Below are 18,712 nucleotides of genomic sequence, written 5' to 3' on the forward strand. Positions count from 1 at the left end.
AAATCATTTATATGTGAAAGTAACTGAACTCAAGTTAAAACCAAACTATTCCTATTATGCACGAAAAAAACAAGCATTAACAGTAAAATGAATAAAAATTTCATTCATTTGATTATGTATATCCTGATCATTTATAAATGGAAAAGGACCCGGCTCCTGCCGAGTCCCAAGGACGAAGGCTCAGCCTTATGTAGAATACGTCCAAATCATTTGATTAACATCAAAAAAGCGGGAAATTTCCCGCCTTCCTGAAAAAATTATCTACGTAGACCTAATTTGTTAATTAGTGTACGGTAACGAGTAACGTCTTTGTTACGTAGGTAAGTTAAAAGATTACGACGTTTACCTACCATTTTAAGAAGACCGCGACGTGAATGGTGGTCTTTTTTGTGTGTGCGTAAGTGACCGTTCAAGTTGTTGATTTCTTCTGTTAATACTGCGATTTGAACTTCTGGAGACCCAGTGTCAGTATCGTGAGTTCTGAACTCAGCGATAAGTTCGTTTTTGCGTACTTGTGTAATTGCCATGTTATTATTCCTCCTAAAATTCTGTAAAATCACCTATTACCGAGCCAGCGTCGGAGTCTCGACTAGCCAAGCAATGGTTATTTTCATACATACAATAGAATACATGTTTTTCATTAAAATTGCAAGTCTTGTCTTTTATGCCTCAAGCTTTGCAAAATAGGCGATTGCATTTTGCTTATCCGTTTCGATTTGAGCGACCAATGCTTCAAGTCCGGAAAATTTCTGCTCACTCCGAAGTCTTGTATGCCATTCAACCGAAACCTGGCTGCCATATATATCTCCCGAGAACTCCAAGGCATGAACCTCTACAGTGGGATATTTGGGTTTTTCTTCGTGGAACGTAGGTTTGTAACCGACATTGCAAACCCCATTATACCATTTACCGCTTATTTTGATCCTGACGGCATATACACCTGCAGCAGGGAAGATATAATCGTCACTTACTTCAATATTAGCGGTGGGGAATCCCAACTTCCTGCCCCGTTTTTCACCGTGAATGACATGACCTTTCGTTAAATAGCGTCGGCCAGCCAAATGATAAAAGTCGGAAAAGTTACCATTACCGAGAGTTTCCCTGATTCTCGTCGAGCTAACCTTTTCATCTTCAAGTGTCTGTTTTGCAACGACTGTCTGCGAAAATCTGCCCTGTGCGTAAACAGGCAAATCTTTCATCGATCCTTGACCATAGCGACCGTATGAATAATCAAAGCCTGCAACTACGTGACGGACATTCAGCCCGGCAATGTACTCGTCAACGAACCGTTCTGGCAGTACCGAAGCGAATTCCTTGCTGAAATGGACAATGAATAAATAATCTATCTCCATCGACTCTATGATATCCACCTTATCTTCAAGTGGAGTGATATAGCGGATATTTTCCGTTTTCCTACCCAGTACTGCAGAAGGATGCGGGTCAAATGTCATGACTGCTGACTTAAGATTCATTTCAACGGCTTTTTGCTTGGCTGTTTGAATAACAATCTGATGACCTTTATGTATACCATCAAAAAATCCAAGCGCCATTACAAGCTCGGGAAAATCATCCGAATTAAATTGATGAGGATGCTCTATTGCGATCACTTTCACCTTTCAATCTCCTCTTTCCGGCGGTAAAACGGTCTATAATTCTTGTGCCAATACTTTTACAGGTTTAATTAATCCCTCTTTTGTCGGATGTACTTGATAAATGGCAATGGCCTTATCTGTTGGGTCGACCATCACAAAAGGCTTCCCTTTTTCAACAACAACATCCTTTGTTTGTTCCAATACCGCACCGTTAAGTACTTTCTTTGCTACTTTATCACTAATCTGAAATTTGGGCAAATGAAATAATCCCCGCTCCAAAGGCAACAGAAATTCATCCGATTGTCCACTTTCCATGAACTCTTCCACTTCAGAAAATGTGAAACAGTCCTCCTGCTTAAAACCTGCTGATTCAATACGAGTCAAATCAGACATATGGGCAGGATATCCCAGTTCTTCACCCATCATGACTGCAAGCGTCCGAATATACGTTCCTTTGCTGCATTTGACGCGAAAACGAAAAGTAATGGTTTCCCCTATAAATTCAGAACGATCATCGAGAAGGGTAATTTCATAGATGGTGACCTCCCTAGTCGGCCTCTCCACTTCCACCCCTGCACGGGCATATTCATATAACTTCTTCCCGTTTACCTTTACCGCTGAAAACATCGGCGGCGTCTGTTCGATTTTTCCAGTCAATGATTCCAGCACTTCCAGAATCCGTTTACGCTGAATCACTTGATCAACCTTTTTCTCTTCCACTTTTTCACCGCTTGCGTCTTCAGTTGTCGTTGAAAAACCAAGGGTCACTTCCCCTTCGTACGCTTTACCGGCTTCTGTCAAATATTCGGCTATCTTAGTTGCCCTGCCAATGCAAATAGGTAAAACCCCTGTTACATCAGGATCTAAAGTACCTGTGTGCCCAACCTTTTTTGTCTTTAAAATCTTTCTTAATTTAAAAACACAATCATGGGATGTCAACCCCTTGGGTTTCCATAATGGAAGAATACCGTTCACGCTTTCACCTCATCATTTATAAAACACCTTAAACTACTATCATAAAGCAAAATGAATTCCAATTCCGAAAGGTGTTTTTCACTATTTTACATATTCAGTTTTCAAAAAAAAAGAGACCGACTTCAAGAAGTGCAAAGCACTTATTGAGTCGGCCTCCTTTTACTGCTTGCTTATTCCTCGTCTTTTTCAGCCGGTTTATCCTCTGAATTGATTTGGGAAATCAACGACTCGATACGATTACCATAATCAACCGATTCATCAAATTCAAAAAACAGCTCAGGTGTTTTGCGCAGGCGGATTCGCTGCCCAATTTCTGAACGCATGAATCCTTTCGCCTTAGCTAGACCTTGAAGGGTTTTCTCCCTTTGTTCCTGGTCACCCAAAACGGAAATATAAACTGTTGCCTGTTGTAAATCGCCTGTAACCGCGACATCCGTCACTGTAACAAATCCGATTCTTGGATCTTTAATTTTTCGGCCGATAATTTCACTCAGCTCTTTTTTCATTTGTTCGCCAACACGATTTGAACGAAGGCTCATAATATCACCTCGATAGCCTAAAGCCAGTCTATATCTGTTATTGTTCGCTCTAGTTCCGGAAAAGAATCTAGAAATTTAAGGGCATTTTGAAGTTCCCGTTCAGTAGCCTTCCTTGATGATGTTACGGTTACGATAGTAATCTTTGTCCGCTGCCATAAATCCTGAAAATCGGTCTCTGCTACAGAAATATTGAACTTCTGCTTAAGCCGTGTCATGACACGCTGAAGCACGGCCCTTTTTTCTTTCAAAGAATGGGTGTCATGGATGATGCATTCACATTGGACAGAGCCAACGATCATTTACGTTCGATCTCTTCCATTACATACGCTTCAATTACATCGCCTTCTTTAAGGTCGTTGTAATTTTTAATCGTAATACCGCACTCATAGTTCGTTGCCACTTCTTTTACATCATCTTTAAAACGTTTCAATGCATCAATTTCACCTTCGTAAATGACGACACCTTCACGAATTAAGCGAATTCCGCTATCACGTGTAATTTTTCCTTCTGTAACGTAAGAACCGGCAATCGTACCTACCTTGGATACTTTGAAAGTCGTACGAACTTCAGCCTGACCGATAATTTTTTCTTCGAATTCAGGGTCAAGCATCCCTTTCATAGCCGACTCGATCTCTTCGATTGCTTTATAGATGATGCGGTGAAGGCGGACATCAACATTTTCTGATTCAGCTGCACGCTTCGCATTCACGTCAGGACGGACGTTAAATCCGATGACGATTGCATTCGAAGCTGTAGCAAGGATGATGTCAGACTCTGTAATGGCACCGACGCCAATGTGTATGATTTTCACTTTAGCGCCTTCCACTTCTATTTTATTCAGGGAAGCGGCTACTGCTTCCGCAGAACCTTGAACATCAGCTTTTAAAATGATGTTTAATTCTTTAATTTCCCCTTCTTTCATTTGCTCGAACAATGTATCTAGGGTTACACGGGATTTTTCATTACGTTGTGAAGCAAGTTGTCTCTGTGCACGCACTTCCCCAACTTGACGGGCCGTTTTCTCATCTTCAAAGACGATGAAACGATCGCCGGCCTGTGGCACTTCGTTCAATCCAGTGATTTCAACCGGCGTTGAAGGACCTGCATCCTTAACACGGCGTCCAAGATCGTTAACCATAGCACGAACACGTCCGAATGTATTACCGATAACAATCGGATCACCGATTTTCAACGTTCCGTTTTGAACAAGCAAAGTGGCAACCGATCCGCGCCCTTTATCCAAACGCGCTTCGATAACCGTTCCATTTGCTTTACGAGTTGGATTCGCTTTATACTCCTCCACTTCACTTACAAGAAGAATCATTTCAAGCAAGCTATCGATACCCTCACCGTTTTTAGCTGAAATTGGTACGAAAATTGTGTCTCCGCCCCATGCTTCAGAAACTAAACCATGTTCTGTCAATTCTTGCATGACACGGTCCGGATTGGCAGCTTCTTTATCCATCTTATTGACAGCAACGATAATTGGAACTTCTGCCGCTTTAGCATGGTTGATCGCTTCAATCGTTTGAGGCATAACGCCATCATCCGCAGCAACGACAAGAATGGTGATATCGGTAACTTGTGCACCGCGGGCACGCATTGTTGTAAACGCAGCATGGCCTGGTGTATCCAGGAATGTTATTTTCTTATCGTTAACTTTAACTTGATAAGCACCGATATGCTGAGTGATTCCGCCCGCTTCGCCTTCAGTAACTTTTGTATGGCGTATAGAATCAAGCAATGTCGTTTTACCATGGTCAACGTGCCCCATGATCGTCACGACAGCTGGACGTTCAATCAAATCTTCAGAAGCGTCCTCAGTGACAAGTGATTCAAGGTCTGTTAGGTCGACACGAATCTCTTCTTCGGCGACTACACCGTATTCCGTACAAATCAATTCTATTGCATCTTTATCCAAAGTTTGGTTGATTGTAGCCATAACACCAAGCATAAAGAGCTTTTTAATGATTTCAGAAGGTTCACGGTGAAGTTTTTTTCCAAGTTCCATAACCGTCAAAGACTCATAAAACGTAATTTTCTCTGGAAGTTCTCTTTCTTTACGTTTTGTAACAGGTGCCTGAGGCGCTTGTTGTCTTTGTTTATTATTTTTATTCTTGTTATTGCGACCCTTGTTGAACTGACCTGTTGGTTTTTTCGTCCCTACAGGTTTAACTGGTGGTTTCTTCTTCAGTTTTTCTTTATTGACTGTGCTCTTTTCATCCGCTTCAGCTTCGTACTTTGCGACCGTAGCGTTAGCTTTTGGTTCAGCAGCTGGGCTTTTATCTTCGTTTTTAGGTTTGATTGAATCGTTTAATTTATTTACAGTTGAATCGTCTAATGCTGTCATATGGTTTGTTACCTCTATATTCATTTCTTTAAGTTTATTTATTACATCCTTGCTTGAAACGTTCTTCTGTTTTGCATATTCATATACACGCAATTTTGTCATACGTTCACCCCCGTAAAATTTAATCGAGCAGCGTTCGGAGTTTTTGTGCAAAACCTTCATCCAGAACTGCGACGGCAACTCTAGCATCCTTACCTATCGCATGGCCGAGCATTGACCTGCTTTCGACTCTTTTTAAAGGAACCTGATAAAATGCGCACTTATCAGATATTTTTTTTTCAGTGTTTTTTGAAGCGTCCGCGGATAAAATAACAACTTTGGCATTACCGCTTCTAATCTCTTTAACCACTAATTCTTCACCCGAAATTAGCTTGCGTGCTCGATTGGCCAAACCTAATAGAGACATCCATTGTTGTTGTTGGGTCATGATGTTAGTTTTTCTCCTTATTCACTAATTCAAGCAATTGTTCATAAAGGGAAGAATCGATTTGGGTACTAAGGTGATTAGCCAGCACATTTTTCTTTTTGGCCAGCTCGATAACATCCCGATCAAGAGTCAAATAAGCTCCCCTTCCCGATTTCTTTCCGGTCGGATCAAGGCTGACTTCCCCTTCTTTAGATCGAACGATGCGTATGAGTTCTTTCTTCGGCTTCATTTCGCCTGTAGCCACACATTTACGCATCGGGATTTTTTTTCGGCTATTCATCTTTTTTCACCTCGAATTACTCGTTATCCTCTTCGAAATCTGTTTCCTCTTCAGTAACATAACTATCTCTGCTCAAAAGGAATTCCTGTTCTTCCACAGGATAAATACCAGCTTCGCGGGCTTCCGTTTCACTCTTGATATCAATTTTCCAGCCTGTAAGCTTGGCAGCTAAACGGGCATTTTGTCCACGCTTACCAATTGCCAGGGAAAGTTGATAATCCGGAACGATTACAGTCGTCGCCTTTTCCTCTTCTTTAACAATAACTTCAAGTACTTTTGAAGGGCTTAAAGCATTCGCAACGAAAATGACCGGATTCTCCGACCATTTAACGATATCGATCTTTTCACCTTTCAATTCGTTGACGATGGCTTGAACGCGCTGACCTTTTTGACCTACACAGGAACCGACAGGATCGACTTCTTCGTTATCGGAATGCACGGAGATTTTTGAACGGTCGCCTGCTTCGCGGGCAACTGACTTAATTTCTACTGTTCCATCAAAAATTTCAGGCACTTCGATTTCGAATAAACGTTTTAAAAGGCCAGGATGTGAACGGGATACAAAAATTTGCGGGCCCTTGGAAGTCTTTTCAACTTTAGTGATGAAAACTTTAATGCGATCATGAGGTTTATACTGTTCATTCGGCATTTGCTCATTCACCGGGAGCAAAGCTTCGATTTTACCTAGGCTGACATAAATGAATCGGGAATCCTGGCGTTGAACGATGCCAGTCATGATATCCTCTTCACGATCGATGAATTCGGCATAAATGATGCCTCGTTCCGCTTCACGCACCCTTTGAGTAACGACTTGTTTTGCTGTTTGTGCAGCAATACGGCCGAAATCCTTAGGTGTTACTTCCATTTCGACAATATCCTCTAACTGATAGTTGGGATCAATTGCTCTTGCTTCTTCAACAGAAATTTCCAGACGCGAATCGAACACTTCGTCAACAACGTCTTTTCTGGCAAATACACGCATAGTTCCTTTACCAAGATTCAAGTCGATACGTACATTTTGTGCTTGGTTAAAGTTACGGCGATATGCCGATATAAGGGCAGATTCAATCGCGTCGATCAAAACCTCCCTGGAAATTCCTTTTTCGTGTTCTAAAATATAGAGAGCATCCAATAACTCATTGCCCATGGTGATCCCCCTTACGGATATTTAAATTAATGATTTGCTTGACTTATGAGAAGGTAATCGCCAATCTTGCTTTGGCTACCTTTTCGAATGGTATGACGATCGTTTTCTTTCTTGTCTTGATTCTGACTTCGAGTGTCACTTCTTCACCATCGAAACTGGTTAAGATTCCTTCGAATTCTTTTTCATCTAAAATGGGCTCGTATGTTTTTATGTAAACATTTTTACCGATAGCATTAAGGAAATCCTTCTCTTTTTTCAGAGGCCTTTCAGCTCCGGGTGATGAAACTTCGAGAAAATAATTTTGTGGAATCGGATCAACCTCATCAAGCTTTTCACTGAGTTTTTCACTCACATTTCCGCAATCATCAATATCTACGCCTGTTTCTTTATCAATGTACACTCGAAGGAACCAGCTTTTACCTTCCTTCACATACTCCACTTCGACTAATTCAAGCTGCAATTCTTCAAGAATTGGTAATGCTAATTCCTCTACGACTTCCGTTACCTTTTTACTCATTTGTTTCCTCCATACGTGCGTTGTATGCGCTTGGTTTCGGATTCAAAATTAAATGGTCAATACAACACGAAAGAGTGGGTTTCCCCACTCTTGCCATTGGTTCCTCTTAGTATTTCCAATAAAAATATACCATAATCAAGATTTTTATGCAAATACCTTGTCTGTTTCTTCCTTTTTGAAATCAGTTTCCTCTTTAAAATAAAGATAACTGATTTTGTTCAGGCAATGACTCCAGACAGCCTTGTTTATCAAGATATTCAAGGATGGTCTTCGAAACCTTCCCCCGTTGTTGAAGATCTTCTTTTGAGAGGAATTCACCATTTTTCCGCGCGTTGACGATATTGATCGCCGCATTCGTTCCGAGACCAGGTATCGAATTGAAAGGGGGTATCAAAGTGTTCCCTTCAATTAAGAATTGATCTGCACTGGATTTGTACAAGTCCACTTTAGCGAATGAAAATCCGCGTTCACACATTTCCAAAGCTAGTTCAAGAACCGTCAATGTATTCTTTTCCTTTGTGGATGCATCCAATCCCTTTACCATAATTTCTTCCATTTTTGATTTGATTGCTTGCGATCCCCGAGTCATCGCGTCGATTTCAAAATCATCGGCACGTACTGTGAAATAGGCAGCATAATACAATAAAGGCAGATGCACTTTAAAATAGGCAATCCGGACAGCCATCAAGACGTAAGCTGCAGCATGGGCTTTCGGGAACATGTATTTAATCTTCTTACATGAATCGATATACCATTCCGGTACCTCATTTTTCCTCATTTCCTCTTCGAATTCCTCCGAGAGCCCTTTCCCTTTACGTACAGATTCCATAATTTTAAACGCTAGGGAAGGATCGAGACCTTGATAAATCAGATAGACCATAATATCATCGCGGCAACCTATAACCTCACTTAGTGTACATATCCGGTTGTGGATCAGTTCCTGTGCATTGCTCAGCCATACATCCGTACCGTGGGAAAGCCCTGAGATCTGAACAAGCTCGGAAAATGTCGTTGGTTTCGTATCTTCAAGCATCTGACGGACAAAACGAGTACCAAATTCCGGGATGCCAAGCGTACCCGTTTTACACATGATCTGTTCTTCGGTAACTCCTAAAGATTCAGTACTGCTGAATATTTTCATTACTTCTGGATCATCGGTAGGAACGGTCTTTGGATCGATGCCACTTAAATCTTGAAGCATCCGGATAACAGTCGGATCATCGTGTCCAAGTATATCAAGTTTCAAAATATTATCGTGAATGGAATGGAAATCAAAGTGAGTTGTTTTCCACTCAGAATTCCTGTCATCCGCAGGGAACTGAATAGGTGTGAAATCATAGATATCCATATAATCCGGAACAACGATGATTCCACCCGGATGCTGTCCTGTCGTCCGTTTCACACCAGTACAACCGGCAACAAGGCGATCAGTCTCGGCTCCACGCATATGGATGTTATTATCAGAGGAATACCCTTTTACATATCCATAAGCCGTTTTTTCCGCGACCGTACCAATCGTTCCGGCACGATATACATACTCTTCACCGAATAAGACCTTCGTATAGTTATGGGCCTTCGGCTGATATTCACCTGAGAAGTTCAAGTCGATATCGGGAACCTTATCCCCTTTAAATCCAAGGAATGTTTCAAACGGGATATCATGCCCGTCTTTTGTATAAGCAATGCCACAATCGGGACAGTCTTTATCGGGCAGGTCAAACCCGGAACCTACAGAACCGTCATTGAAGAATTCGGATTTCTTGCACTCCGGACATACATAATGCGGCGGAAGCGGATTCACCTCTGTAATTTCAGTCATGGTGGCAACGAAAGATGACCCAACCGATCCCCTTGAGCCAACTAGATAACCATCATTCAATGATTTTTTAACAAGTTTGTGTGAAATTAAATAAATAACGGCAAAACCGTGGCCAATGATGCTTTTCAATTCTTTCTCAAGACGGGCTTCCACGATTTCCGGCAGGTTCTCTCCATAAATCTTCCTTGCCATGCCATAACTCATTTCACGCATCTCTTCTTCTGCACCTTCAATTTTAGGCGTGTATAACTCATCCTTAATTGGCTTGATTTCTTCAATCATATCAGCGATTTTATTCGTGTTAGTTACCACGACCTCTTTGGCTTTCTCAGAACCAAGGAAGGAGAATTCCCGTAGCATTTCATCTGTTGTCCGAAAATGCACGTCAGGAAGCTTATGACGATTCAGCGGATTTGCGCCACCTTGTGAATTCACAAGGATTTTACGGTAAATTTTATCATTTGGATCCAAATAATGCACATTTCCCGTGGCTACGACTGGCTTATCCAATTTTTCACCAAGCTTGACGATATTGGAGATGATCGTTTCTAACGATTTATCATCTCGTACATATTCAAGCTCAATCAAATGCTGATACACTTCCTTCGGATGGATTTCAAGATAATCGTAAAATTCGGCAATATCGACGACTTCCTCAAAACCCTTCTGCATCATCCCTTCAAAAACTTCCCCTTTATCGCATCCCGATCCGACCAAGATTCCTTCACGATACTTTTTAAGTTGTGAGCGCGGTAATCGGGGCACACGATAGAAATAATCGATGTGTGTGATTGAAATTAATTTGAAAAGGTTTTTTAAGCCAGCCTGTGTTTGCGCGATCAACGTACAATGGGAAGGACGGGAACGCTGATAAGCATTTCCTTTACCCATATTGTCATTAAGTTGATCATGATGGGTAATCTCCTTTTCCATTGCATCCTTCAGCATCTTCAGCATAAGGTAACCTGTAGCTTCGGCGTCATAAATGGCCCTATGATGCTGGGTCAAATCAATATCGAACTTTTTACATAATGTATTTAACCGGTGATTTTTAAACTCCGGATATAAGAAACGGGCAAGTTCCAATGTATCAAGAACTGGATTGGAAGCTTTAGGATAACCCATGTTTTTATAACCTATATTCAAAAAGCCCATATCAAAGGCTGCGTTGTGGGCAACCAGAATCGCATCGCCCGCCCAGTCCTTGAACTTTTCTAGTACTTCCGAGACTTCTGGAGCATTTTCAACAAGATCATCAGTTATTCCAGTCAATTCTATCGTCGTATTGGATAGTGGGTGATGCGGATTCGCAAATGACTCGAATCGATCAATGATGTCACCGCCACGAATTTTCACTGCAGCAAATTCAATGATCGTATCATAAACAGCTGACAGGCCTGTCGTCTCTACGTCAAACACAACATAGGTGGCATCTGCCAAAGCGATATGCGCCTCATTATAAACAATTGGTACACCATCATTTACAAGATTCACTTCTACGCCATAAAGGATTTTGATACCATTCTTTTTCCCGGCACTATAAGCTTCAGGGAATGATTGTGCTCCCGCATGATCTGTAATGGCCACAGCCTTATGTCCCCACTTTGCAGCCTGGGCAACAAGCGCAGAAGTAGGTGTCACTGCATCCATCTGGCTCATTGGGGTATGCATATGCAGTTCGACACGCTTTTCCCCTTCTGGAGCCTTATCCTGCCGTCCTTGTTTAGAAATTTCATTTATATCATTTGCGATCATTACAAGGTCACGTACAAATGTATCATTTTGGATGCTGCCTTGGGCACGTACCCACATCCCTTTTTTCACTCGGGCAAGTATGGCAGCATCTTCTTTATCACGCGAAAACATTTTGACCAATATCGAGCTCGTATAATCGGTGACTTTAAAAGTCAACAGGCTTCGTCCGCTGCGTAACTCACGCACTTCTGCATCAAATACGAAGCCTTCGATAGCAATCCTGCGCTCTTCATCGATAATCTGTTCGATTCTGCGGAAATCCGCATCTTCTTTAATCGTATAGCCAATTTTAACCGGTCCTTCGTAGACGCCATCGTCGCCGCCTTTTTCCGATTCTTTTTTCTGCATTTCCACTAGGGCAGCAAGTCCCTTTTCTGCGTCTTCCTTTTGTTTCTCTTCTAAGAACTTCTGGTAATCAGGATTCGAAACCGTTTCCTTCACTTCCGCTTCAAGTGTCAGCGGAGGAAAACCGAATGTTTGGTAGATATTCGAAATGATGCCGGAGTATTTTCGTTTCAACTGACCAGCCTCCGTATCATTACGGGCGCTTACGATAAGCTTATATCCATTCACCGTTGGCACTTGTTCATTCAGAAGTGATAACAGTGCTGGAGACATGCCTTCAAGCTCGCCAATGCAATTTTTCCAATACTCCTTCACCAATTGTTCGGTCACTTGCGGATTGGCCACATTCAAGTTGAATGTAACCTTTGCAATATGGGAAAACGTACTTGCTAGATGAGTAGCAAGTCTTGTATGAACACTGCAAGGAATTAATGCAGGTATATTAAAGGCAAAATGCCATGTTTTGGACTCCCTCTCGATTGAGAGTTTATCAATTTCGGCACCTATGAAATAATTCACAAAGGCATCCTCAGTCAAGTCCATTTGCTGGAGCAAGAGTTGAAATCTCTCTCTACCGCTATTTGGATTTTGATCCATTTCCTCTCTCCCCTATCTACTATCTCTTTAGATATTATTCACTATCATTTTCGTTTTGATATCAGAGGCTATTATAACATATCATGAATGTTTCACTAGTATCCAAATCCATGAAAAGGAAAGGCATCATCCAATTGAATGATGCCTAATTCCCCTATTTTATATTATCCCAGTATTTCGTGAAGCTTTTGAGTTAGTTCAGCTCTTTCAATTTCAAGAACCTCACCCGTTTTACGGATTTTCACTTCGACGATTCCGTCGGATGCCTTTTTACCTACAGTCACCCTGACAGGAAGGCCAATCAAGTCAGAGTCTGCGAATTTTACGCCCGCACGCTCTTGACGATCATCCATAAGAACTTCCATGCCTTGTGCCTTTAAATCATTATATAAATCTTCTGCCAGGGCAGCCTGAGCCTCATCCTTCATATTGATTGGAATCAAATGGACTTGGTATGGCGCTAAATTCGCTGGCCAGACCAATCCTTTTTCATCGTTGAATTGTTCCGCGACAGCTGCAAGTGTACGGGAAACACCAATGCCATAACAGCCCATGATCATAGGCTGCGACCGTCCATTCTCATCTAAGAATGTCGCATTCATAGCTTCGGAATATTTAGTTCCTAGTTTGAATACGTGGCCTACCTCAATCCCTTTGGCAAATTTAATTTTTCCGTTTCCGTCTGGTGATTGGTCACCCTCTTGGATGAAACGAAGATCTATATAATTGGCCACGTTAAAATCACGAGCGGGATTTACGTTCACATAATGGTGGTCTTCCTCATTTGCACCACAAATTCCATTTACCATCGCTTCGACGGCAGCATCCGCAATCACTTCCACTTCAGAAGTGACATTAATTGGTCCAAGAGATCCAATTGTGCATCCTAAGACTTCTTTCGTCTCATTTGGTTCGACCAAATCAACAATTGAAGCGTTATAGAAATTCTTCAGCTTGATATCATTTACTTCATGATCTCCTCGTACCAAAACAAGCACATACTTTTCATCCACTTTAAACAATAACGATTTTATTAGTTTCTCTGCATCAGTATTCAAGAATGAAGCAACTTCTTCAATCGATTTTTGACCTGGTGTATGAACTTTTTCAAGTGCAATTTGTTCTTCGGAGCTTTTTTCATATTTCACACTCACCGGTGCCATTTCAATATTAGCTGCATAATCGGAAGTATCCGAATATGCGATGGTATCTTCCCCTATTTCAGATAGTACCATGAATTCATGTGTATCCTTACCACCCATTGCACCCGAATCGGCAATGACGGCACGGAAGTTCAACCCACAACGGCTAAATATATTCGAATATGCCGCATATAAATTTTTATAAACAGCATCCAGGCTTTCTTGATTAGCATGGAAAGAATAAGCATCCTTCATGATGAACTCACGTCCGCGCAACAATCCGAAACGCGGTCTTTTTTCATCACGGAATTTGGTTTGGATTTGGTAAACTGTTAATGGAAGACGCTTATAGGATTTCACCTCATCGCGAACTAAGCTGGTTATCACTTCCTCATGTGTGGCACCAAGCGCAAATTCACGGTTGTTGCGATCCTTAAGCCGCATCAACTCTGGACCATAGGTATACCAGCGTCCAGATTCCTGCCAGAATTCAGCCTGTTGTAAAGCCGGCATCAACAGTTCTACTGCGCCAGCATTTTCCATCTCTTCCCGAACGATCGCCTCAACCTTTTGAAGCACCTTTTTTCCAAGCGGCATAAAACTATAAACCCCGCTGGAGTTTTGTCTCATAAATCCTGCACGTAATAGCAGCTGATGACTTTTGATTTCAGCATCTGCAGGCACTTCCCTCAATGTAGGGATCAACGTCATACTTTGTTTCATATCTGCACCTCTTCAATATTTCCTTTAAATTACTTGCAGCTACGGTAAAATTCATACCGCAACATTAATACGGTCATTTCATACAAAAAAGACTTTCCGCGTTATTCAGAAAAGCTAATTTAATATACTCATTCTCGATTATACTTACGATTTCCCTAGAAAACAAACAATTTCCCCAAAACGGTTAAAAAACTAGGAAATCCCTTCAGATAAGAAAACGACCAACAGATAAATCTGCTGGCCTGTTTTGCATTATCCAAACATGTCTTACAGGAAGAATCGCTGGATGTCATTCCATGTAACGACAATCATCAATAACATCAGCAAAGCAAAGCCGATGAAGTGGACCATTCCTTCTTTTTGACGGTCAATTGGTTTCCCTCTTAAGAATTCGACCACAAAGAATAACAGTCTTCCTCCATCCAATGCCGGTAACGGAAGAAGGTTCATGATTCCCAGGTTAATGCTGAGCAGCCCTGCCCATTTCATTAACGTGAATAAACCTTGTTTCGCTACTTCCTCAGTTGATTTATATATTCCTACAGGACCAGATAAACTGTCAATCGTAAATCCACCGGTTACGAGGTCACCAAGGATGATGAAGATTTGTTTTGTCCAAAAATACGTTTCTGTAAAACCATATTGTATAGCTTTAATCGGTGCTTTTTCAACAGGAGGGTAAACACCGATAATCCCGATTTTCTTCCCTTCCCTCTCCACTTCTTGTGGAACAACCGGAACTTCTAAAGTTTTCCCGTCCCTGTCAACGACAAACTCGATCTCTTGCCCAGGGTTCTTTTGAATGCTTTCCTGAACATCGCCCCAAGTGGAGACTTCCGTCCCTTCTATGGATTGAATGACATCCCCCGATTTTAAACCGGCATTTACTGCCGAACCATCTGGAGTCAACTCTCCAAGTTTCGCTTCATCCACCACGACTCCTTGAAACAGACCTATCAACACAAAAATGACAAAAGCCAATACAAAATTCATTGCCGGTCCAGCTACAATCGTTAGGAAACGATGCCCAAGCGACTTTGAGGCAAATTGCCGGTCAAAAGGAGCAATCTGGTTTTCCACACCATTTTCAACGATCACCGCTTCTTTATGAATGGCAAACGTTTTTAGTGTATCTTCCTCGCCCTCTTCATAACCAGTAAGGATCAGTTTATGATCAAGGTCGATCACTTCAACTTCCACAAGACGAATATCAGGATATTTATCTTTATTATTCAAAATGATTTTTGTAACATTCTCTTCATTATCAAACATTAATCCCACTCGATAGCCGGGCTTCAATTCTATATTCTCTGCGTCTTCACCAGCCATGCGCACATACCCGCCAAGAGGAAGCAATCGAATGGTATAAACGGTTTCCTTCTTTTTATATGTGAATACTTTTGGCCCGAAACCGATTGCGAACTCACGGCATAAAATTCCTGCACGCTTTGCAAACACTAAGTGCCCAAGCTCATGGAAAAATACAAGAGCGCCAAAAATGATGATGAACGCTATAATCGTTTCTAAAGTCTGCATGTTCCGGTCACCTATCTCTCACTAAAGATTCTATATACTGCCTTGTCATATGATCCACTTCCTGAATCGTTTCTAAATCTGGAAGGGCTATGACGGAATGCTGATTCAGCGCCTTTTCAATCAACGTTTCAATTTCAAGGAAGGTTACCTTTCCAGATAAGAATGCAGAGACTGCGGCTTCATTGGCGGCATTCAACACAGTAGTCATCGTTCCGCCCATTTTACCCGCTTTATAGGCGAATTGCAAACAAGGATATCTGGTGAAATCCATATCGCTAAAATGCAGTTTGCCTGCTTCAGCAAGGTTAAGTCTTTTACGACCTGCTAGCGGAATACGGTCTGGATAAGTAAGTGCATATTGTATCGGCACCCGCATATCCGGTGTCCCCAGTTGCGCTATCACGCTGGAGTCATGAAACTCAACCATGGAATGGATGATACTCTCCTTATGTAGCAATACATCAATTTTATCGTAGGGAAGATCGAATAGCCAGTGGGCCTCAATTACTTCCAATCCTTTATTCATCATTGATGCTGAATCGATCGTGATTTTAGCTCCCATTGACCAGTTCGGATGGTTCAGAGCCTCTTCCACCGTTACATCCTTCAATTCTTCCCTGGTCCGATCTCGAAAACTGCCTCCTGAAGCAGTAATGACAAGACGTTCTATATTTTTTTCCTTTTCACCTTGCAAGGCCTGAAAAATAGCGGAATGCTCACTGTCAACTGGCAGCAATCTGACCCCCGCTTTTTTTGCTTCACTTATGACCAAATGACCTGCCGTCACCAAAGTCTCCTTGTTGGCGATAGCAATATCTTTTTTAGCCTTTATTGCTTGTAGTGTCGGATAAAGACCCACGCTTCCGATGACTGCATTGACCAATATCGTCGCCTGACCGTAAACAGCAACAGCAGTCAATCCCTCATCCCCATACATAAACTCGATATCTTTGCTGCTGGAGAATTCACTTTTCAAAACATGATAATCTTCTTCCGTCTGGACTGAAACCAGTTTCGGTTCAAACTCTTGTATATAAGTCCTGACCAATTCTATATTCTTTCCAGCAGAAAGCGCCACGATCTTGAATTGATCTGGATGGGACCTAACTACATCCGCTGTTTGTTGACCAATCGATCCTGTCGCGCCCAAAAGGCTGATATTTTTCAAATTGTTCATCTCCTAATTCATATAACGCTTGCCTATATTTATATTATAAAACATGCAATAAATGCAAAATCGGTAAAATGAATATCACGCTATCAAGCCTGTCCAAAATTCCACCATGTCCCGGGAGAAGCTTCCCTGAATCCTTAACGCCATAATGACGTTTATACGCCGATTGGACGAGATCACCCAACTGGCCGAATACCCCAATGATTAATGAAATCAATAATAATTGTAATAACGTGTAGTCAAGGCTGGAGAAGGCGTAAAATAGAACACCTACTACCATCGCGGAAATTAACCCGCCAATAAATCCTTCCACCGTCTTGTTTGGACTTATTTCTGGCCATAGCTTTCTTTTACCAAATGATTTACCTATGAAGTAAGCTCCGGAATCGGTTGCCCAGATCGTAAATAGGGTAAGCAGGATATAAATCAGCCCCAACCCCAAAGAGTCACGTGTTTCAAATAGGTAGTAGAACCCTATCCCCAAGTATAGGATTGAAATCACTAGAAAGCCTGCGTCATCAAAAGTAAAACGGTTTTTTGAAATGACTGTATAAAGCAACAGCAGCAAAACCCCGATTAAGAAGACTTGAACTTTATCGTAATTTATTTGTGCTAAAAAAGCGGTATGCTCATTAGGCAATAAAAGCACCCACAATAAAATGTGAGAAAGAAATGCTTCAAAAGATAGTAAACGTAACTTTTTCATTTTCATCAGTTCATACAAACCAATTGACCCTAACAGATAAACCGTCAGTAAAAAGGGAGTGCCCCCTAAAATGACTAGTGGAATGAAGATAGCGGCAACTACGACCGCCGTAATTATTCGTTGTTTCATTATTCCATTTTCCTCGCCTTCTACATTAAACGCCACCGAATCTTCGTGAACGCTTTTGATACTCCTCAACTGCCTGCAATAAATGCTCTTCACTAAAATCCGGCCATAGCACCTCAGTAAACCACAGCTCAGTATAAGCCGCCTGCCAAAGCATGAAATTACTTAATCGGATTTCACCGCTTGTACGGATCAGTAAATCAGGATCCAACAAATGTTTGGTCATCAGGTAACTGGATAGCATTTCCTCAGTTACATTTTCCTTTATTATACCATTCTTAGCATCTTGAACGATGCTATTCACTGCAGATACAATCTCCCCGCGGCTTCCATAGTTCAGGGCAAAATTCAGAATCATCCCATCATTGTCTTTCGTGTCTTCCATCGCCCGTTTAACGGCATTTTGAGTATGTGACGGAATGAGTGACAAGTCCCCAATCGTTTCAACTCTTACATTTTCGGAAATGAGCTCGGGTAAAAATGTCCCAAGAAATTCCTGGGGAAGCTTCATCAAAAAGTCGACTTCACTTTTCGGACGTTTCCAATTTTCAGTGGAAAACGCATAGACTGTCAAAGTTTTGACCCCTAATTTATTGGCAACTTTAGTAATTCTACGAACGGTTTTCATTCCTTCATGATGACCCGCCACACGTGGCAATGCACGCTTTTTGGCCCAACGGCCGTTCCCATCCATAATGATGGCGATATGCTGAGGAACATCAAACTGTTTAATATGCTGAATCCTATTTGTTACATCGGAAGAAGCATCTTTTTTAACGAAACGCTTCCAAAGTGAATACATATGTTAGTCCCCCATCAGGTTGTACTTATCTCTCTACAAAGGCAAAGTTTTCGTGCACTATGTATATCAAGCTTTCTGCCGCTTAAAAAGAATCTATATTATAATATCAAAAAAAAACTGGTTCTCATATTATTATTATGAAAATTATTTCTTCATTAGA

16 protein-coding genes are annotated in these 18,712 nt (G+C 41.6%); all 16 read right to left on the reverse strand.

The window, feature by feature from the left end; all coding sequences use genetic code 11:
• Window positions 1-257: 257 nt before the first annotated feature.
• Window positions 258-527, reverse strand: a complete 270-nt coding sequence (rpsO, locus tag BS1321_RS04040; RefSeq protein ID WP_053345367.1) for a 30S ribosomal protein S15 — start codon at window positions 525-527, stop codon at window positions 258-260.
• 135 nt (window positions 528-662) lie between these two features.
• Window positions 663-1,613 (reverse strand): bifunctional riboflavin kinase/FAD synthetase, encoded by a 951-nt coding sequence (gene ribF, locus BS1321_RS04045; RefSeq protein WP_063231832.1) that lies wholly within the window; start codon window positions 1,611-1,613, stop codon window positions 663-665.
• Window positions 1,614-1,646: 33 nt separating this feature from the next.
• Window positions 1,647-2,567, reverse strand: coding sequence for a tRNA pseudouridine(55) synthase TruB (gene truB / locus BS1321_RS04050; protein ID WP_063231833.1), 921 nt, complete (start codon window positions 2,565-2,567; stop codon window positions 1,647-1,649).
• Window positions 2,568-2,737: 170 nt separating this feature from the next.
• Window positions 2,738-3,106, reverse strand: a complete 369-nt coding sequence (gene rbfA / locus BS1321_RS04055; protein ID WP_034313607.1) for a 30S ribosome-binding factor RbfA — start codon at window positions 3,104-3,106, stop codon at window positions 2,738-2,740.
• A 17-nt stretch (window positions 3,107-3,123) separates the two neighbouring features.
• Window positions 3,124-3,405: a DUF503 domain-containing protein gene (locus tag BS1321_RS04060; RefSeq protein ID WP_057913375.1), complete on the reverse strand. Its 282-nt coding sequence runs from the start codon at window positions 3,403-3,405 to the stop codon at window positions 3,124-3,126.
• Window positions 3,402-5,558: a translation initiation factor IF-2 gene (gene infB / locus BS1321_RS04065; protein ID WP_063231834.1), complete on the reverse strand. Its 2,157-nt coding sequence runs from the start codon at window positions 5,556-5,558 to the stop codon at window positions 3,402-3,404. Before infB ends, BS1321_RS04060 begins: the two co-directional genes overlap by 4 nt.
• A gap of 19 nt (window positions 5,559-5,577) precedes the next feature.
• Window positions 5,578-5,883, reverse strand: a complete 306-nt coding sequence (locus BS1321_RS04070) for a YlxQ family RNA-binding protein (RefSeq protein WP_061144653.1) — start codon at window positions 5,881-5,883, stop codon at window positions 5,578-5,580.
• Between the two features lie 4 nt (window positions 5,884-5,887).
• Window positions 5,888-6,163 (reverse strand): RNase P modulator RnpM, encoded by a 276-nt coding sequence (gene rnpM, locus BS1321_RS04075; RefSeq protein ID WP_061462443.1) that lies wholly within the window; start codon window positions 6,161-6,163, stop codon window positions 5,888-5,890.
• 16 nt (window positions 6,164-6,179) lie between these two features.
• Window positions 6,180-7,310: a transcription termination factor NusA gene (gene nusA, locus BS1321_RS04080; RefSeq protein ID WP_063231835.1), complete on the reverse strand. Its 1,131-nt coding sequence runs from the start codon at window positions 7,308-7,310 to the stop codon at window positions 6,180-6,182.
• A gap of 43 nt (window positions 7,311-7,353) precedes the next feature.
• On the reverse strand, window positions 7,354-7,827 hold the full coding sequence (rimP, locus tag BS1321_RS04085) for a ribosome maturation factor RimP (RefSeq protein ID WP_063231836.1): 474 nt from the start codon (window positions 7,825-7,827) through the stop codon (window positions 7,354-7,356).
• A gap of 193 nt (window positions 7,828-8,020) precedes the next feature.
• On the reverse strand, window positions 8,021-12,343 hold the full coding sequence (locus BS1321_RS04090; RefSeq protein WP_063231837.1) for a PolC-type DNA polymerase III: 4,323 nt from the start codon (window positions 12,341-12,343) through the stop codon (window positions 8,021-8,023).
• A gap of 164 nt (window positions 12,344-12,507) precedes the next feature.
• Window positions 12,508-14,208 (reverse strand): proline--tRNA ligase, encoded by a 1,701-nt coding sequence (locus tag BS1321_RS04095; protein WP_063231838.1) that lies wholly within the window; start codon window positions 14,206-14,208, stop codon window positions 12,508-12,510.
• 267 nt (window positions 14,209-14,475) lie between these two features.
• Window positions 14,476-15,744: an RIP metalloprotease RseP gene (gene rseP, locus BS1321_RS04100; protein WP_063231839.1), complete on the reverse strand. Its 1,269-nt coding sequence runs from the start codon at window positions 15,742-15,744 to the stop codon at window positions 14,476-14,478.
• A 7-nt stretch (window positions 15,745-15,751) separates the two neighbouring features.
• Window positions 15,752-16,912 (reverse strand): 1-deoxy-D-xylulose-5-phosphate reductoisomerase, encoded by a 1,161-nt coding sequence (dxr, locus tag BS1321_RS04105; RefSeq protein ID WP_063231840.1) that lies wholly within the window; start codon window positions 16,910-16,912, stop codon window positions 15,752-15,754.
• Window positions 16,913-16,955: 43 nt separating this feature from the next.
• The gene (locus BS1321_RS04110) at window positions 16,956-17,753 is read right to left on the reverse strand and encodes a phosphatidate cytidylyltransferase (RefSeq protein ID WP_063232125.1); all 798 of its coding nucleotides are present in this window, start codon (window positions 17,751-17,753) and stop codon (window positions 16,956-16,958) included.
• A gap of 25 nt (window positions 17,754-17,778) precedes the next feature.
• A complete protein-coding gene (locus BS1321_RS04115; protein ID WP_063231841.1) occupies window positions 17,779-18,552 on the reverse strand; it encodes an undecaprenyl pyrophosphate synthase in 774 nt (257 codons plus the stop codon).
• Window positions 18,553-18,712: the final 160 nt, after the last annotated feature.

The sequence above is a fragment of the Peribacillus simplex NBRC 15720 = DSM 1321 genome (genome assembly GCF_002243645.1).
Taxonomy (GTDB): domain Bacteria; phylum Bacillota; class Bacilli; order Bacillales; family DSM-1321; genus Peribacillus; species Peribacillus simplex.

Excerpts from the sequence above, each read along its gene's own strand:
- rpsO (WP_053345367.1), bottom strand. The coding sequence starts at position 527 with ATGGCAATTACACAAGTACGCAAAAACGAACTTATCGCTGAGTTCAGA.
- rbfA (WP_034313607.1), bottom strand. The coding sequence starts at position 3,106 with ATGAGCCTTCGTTCAAATCGTGTTGGCGAACAAATGAAAAAAGAGCTG.
- BS1321_RS04060 (WP_057913375.1), bottom strand. The coding sequence starts at position 3,405 with ATGATCGTTGGCTCTGTCCAATGTGAATGCATCATCCATGACACCCAT.
- infB (WP_063231834.1), bottom strand. The coding sequence starts at position 5,558 with ATGACAAAATTGCGTGTATATGAATATGCAAAACAGAAGAACGTTTCA.
- BS1321_RS04070 (WP_061144653.1), bottom strand. The coding sequence starts at position 5,883 with ATGACCCAACAACAACAATGGATGTCTCTATTAGGTTTGGCCAATCGA.
- rnpM (WP_061462443.1), bottom strand. The coding sequence starts at position 6,163 with ATGAATAGCCGAAAAAAAATCCCGATGCGTAAATGTGTGGCTACAGGC.
- nusA (WP_063231835.1), bottom strand. The coding sequence starts at position 7,310 with ATGGGCAATGAGTTATTGGATGCTCTCTATATTTTAGAACACGAAAAA.
- rimP (WP_063231836.1), bottom strand. The coding sequence starts at position 7,827 with ATGAGTAAAAAGGTAACGGAAGTCGTAGAGGAATTAGCATTACCAATT.
- BS1321_RS04090 (WP_063231837.1), bottom strand. The coding sequence starts at position 12,343 with ATGGATCAAAATCCAAATAGCGGTAGAGAGAGATTTCAACTCTTGCTC.
- BS1321_RS04095 (WP_063231838.1), bottom strand. The coding sequence starts at position 14,208 with ATGAAACAAAGTATGACGTTGATCCCTACATTGAGGGAAGTGCCTGCA.
- rseP (WP_063231839.1), bottom strand. The coding sequence starts at position 15,744 with ATGCAGACTTTAGAAACGATTATAGCGTTCATCATCATTTTTGGCGCT.
- BS1321_RS04110 (WP_063232125.1), bottom strand. The coding sequence starts at position 17,753 with ATGAAACAACGAATAATTACGGCGGTCGTAGTTGCCGCTATCTTCATT.
- BS1321_RS04115 (WP_063231841.1), bottom strand. The coding sequence starts at position 18,552 with ATGTATTCACTTTGGAAGCGTTTCGTTAAAAAAGATGCTTCTTCCGAT.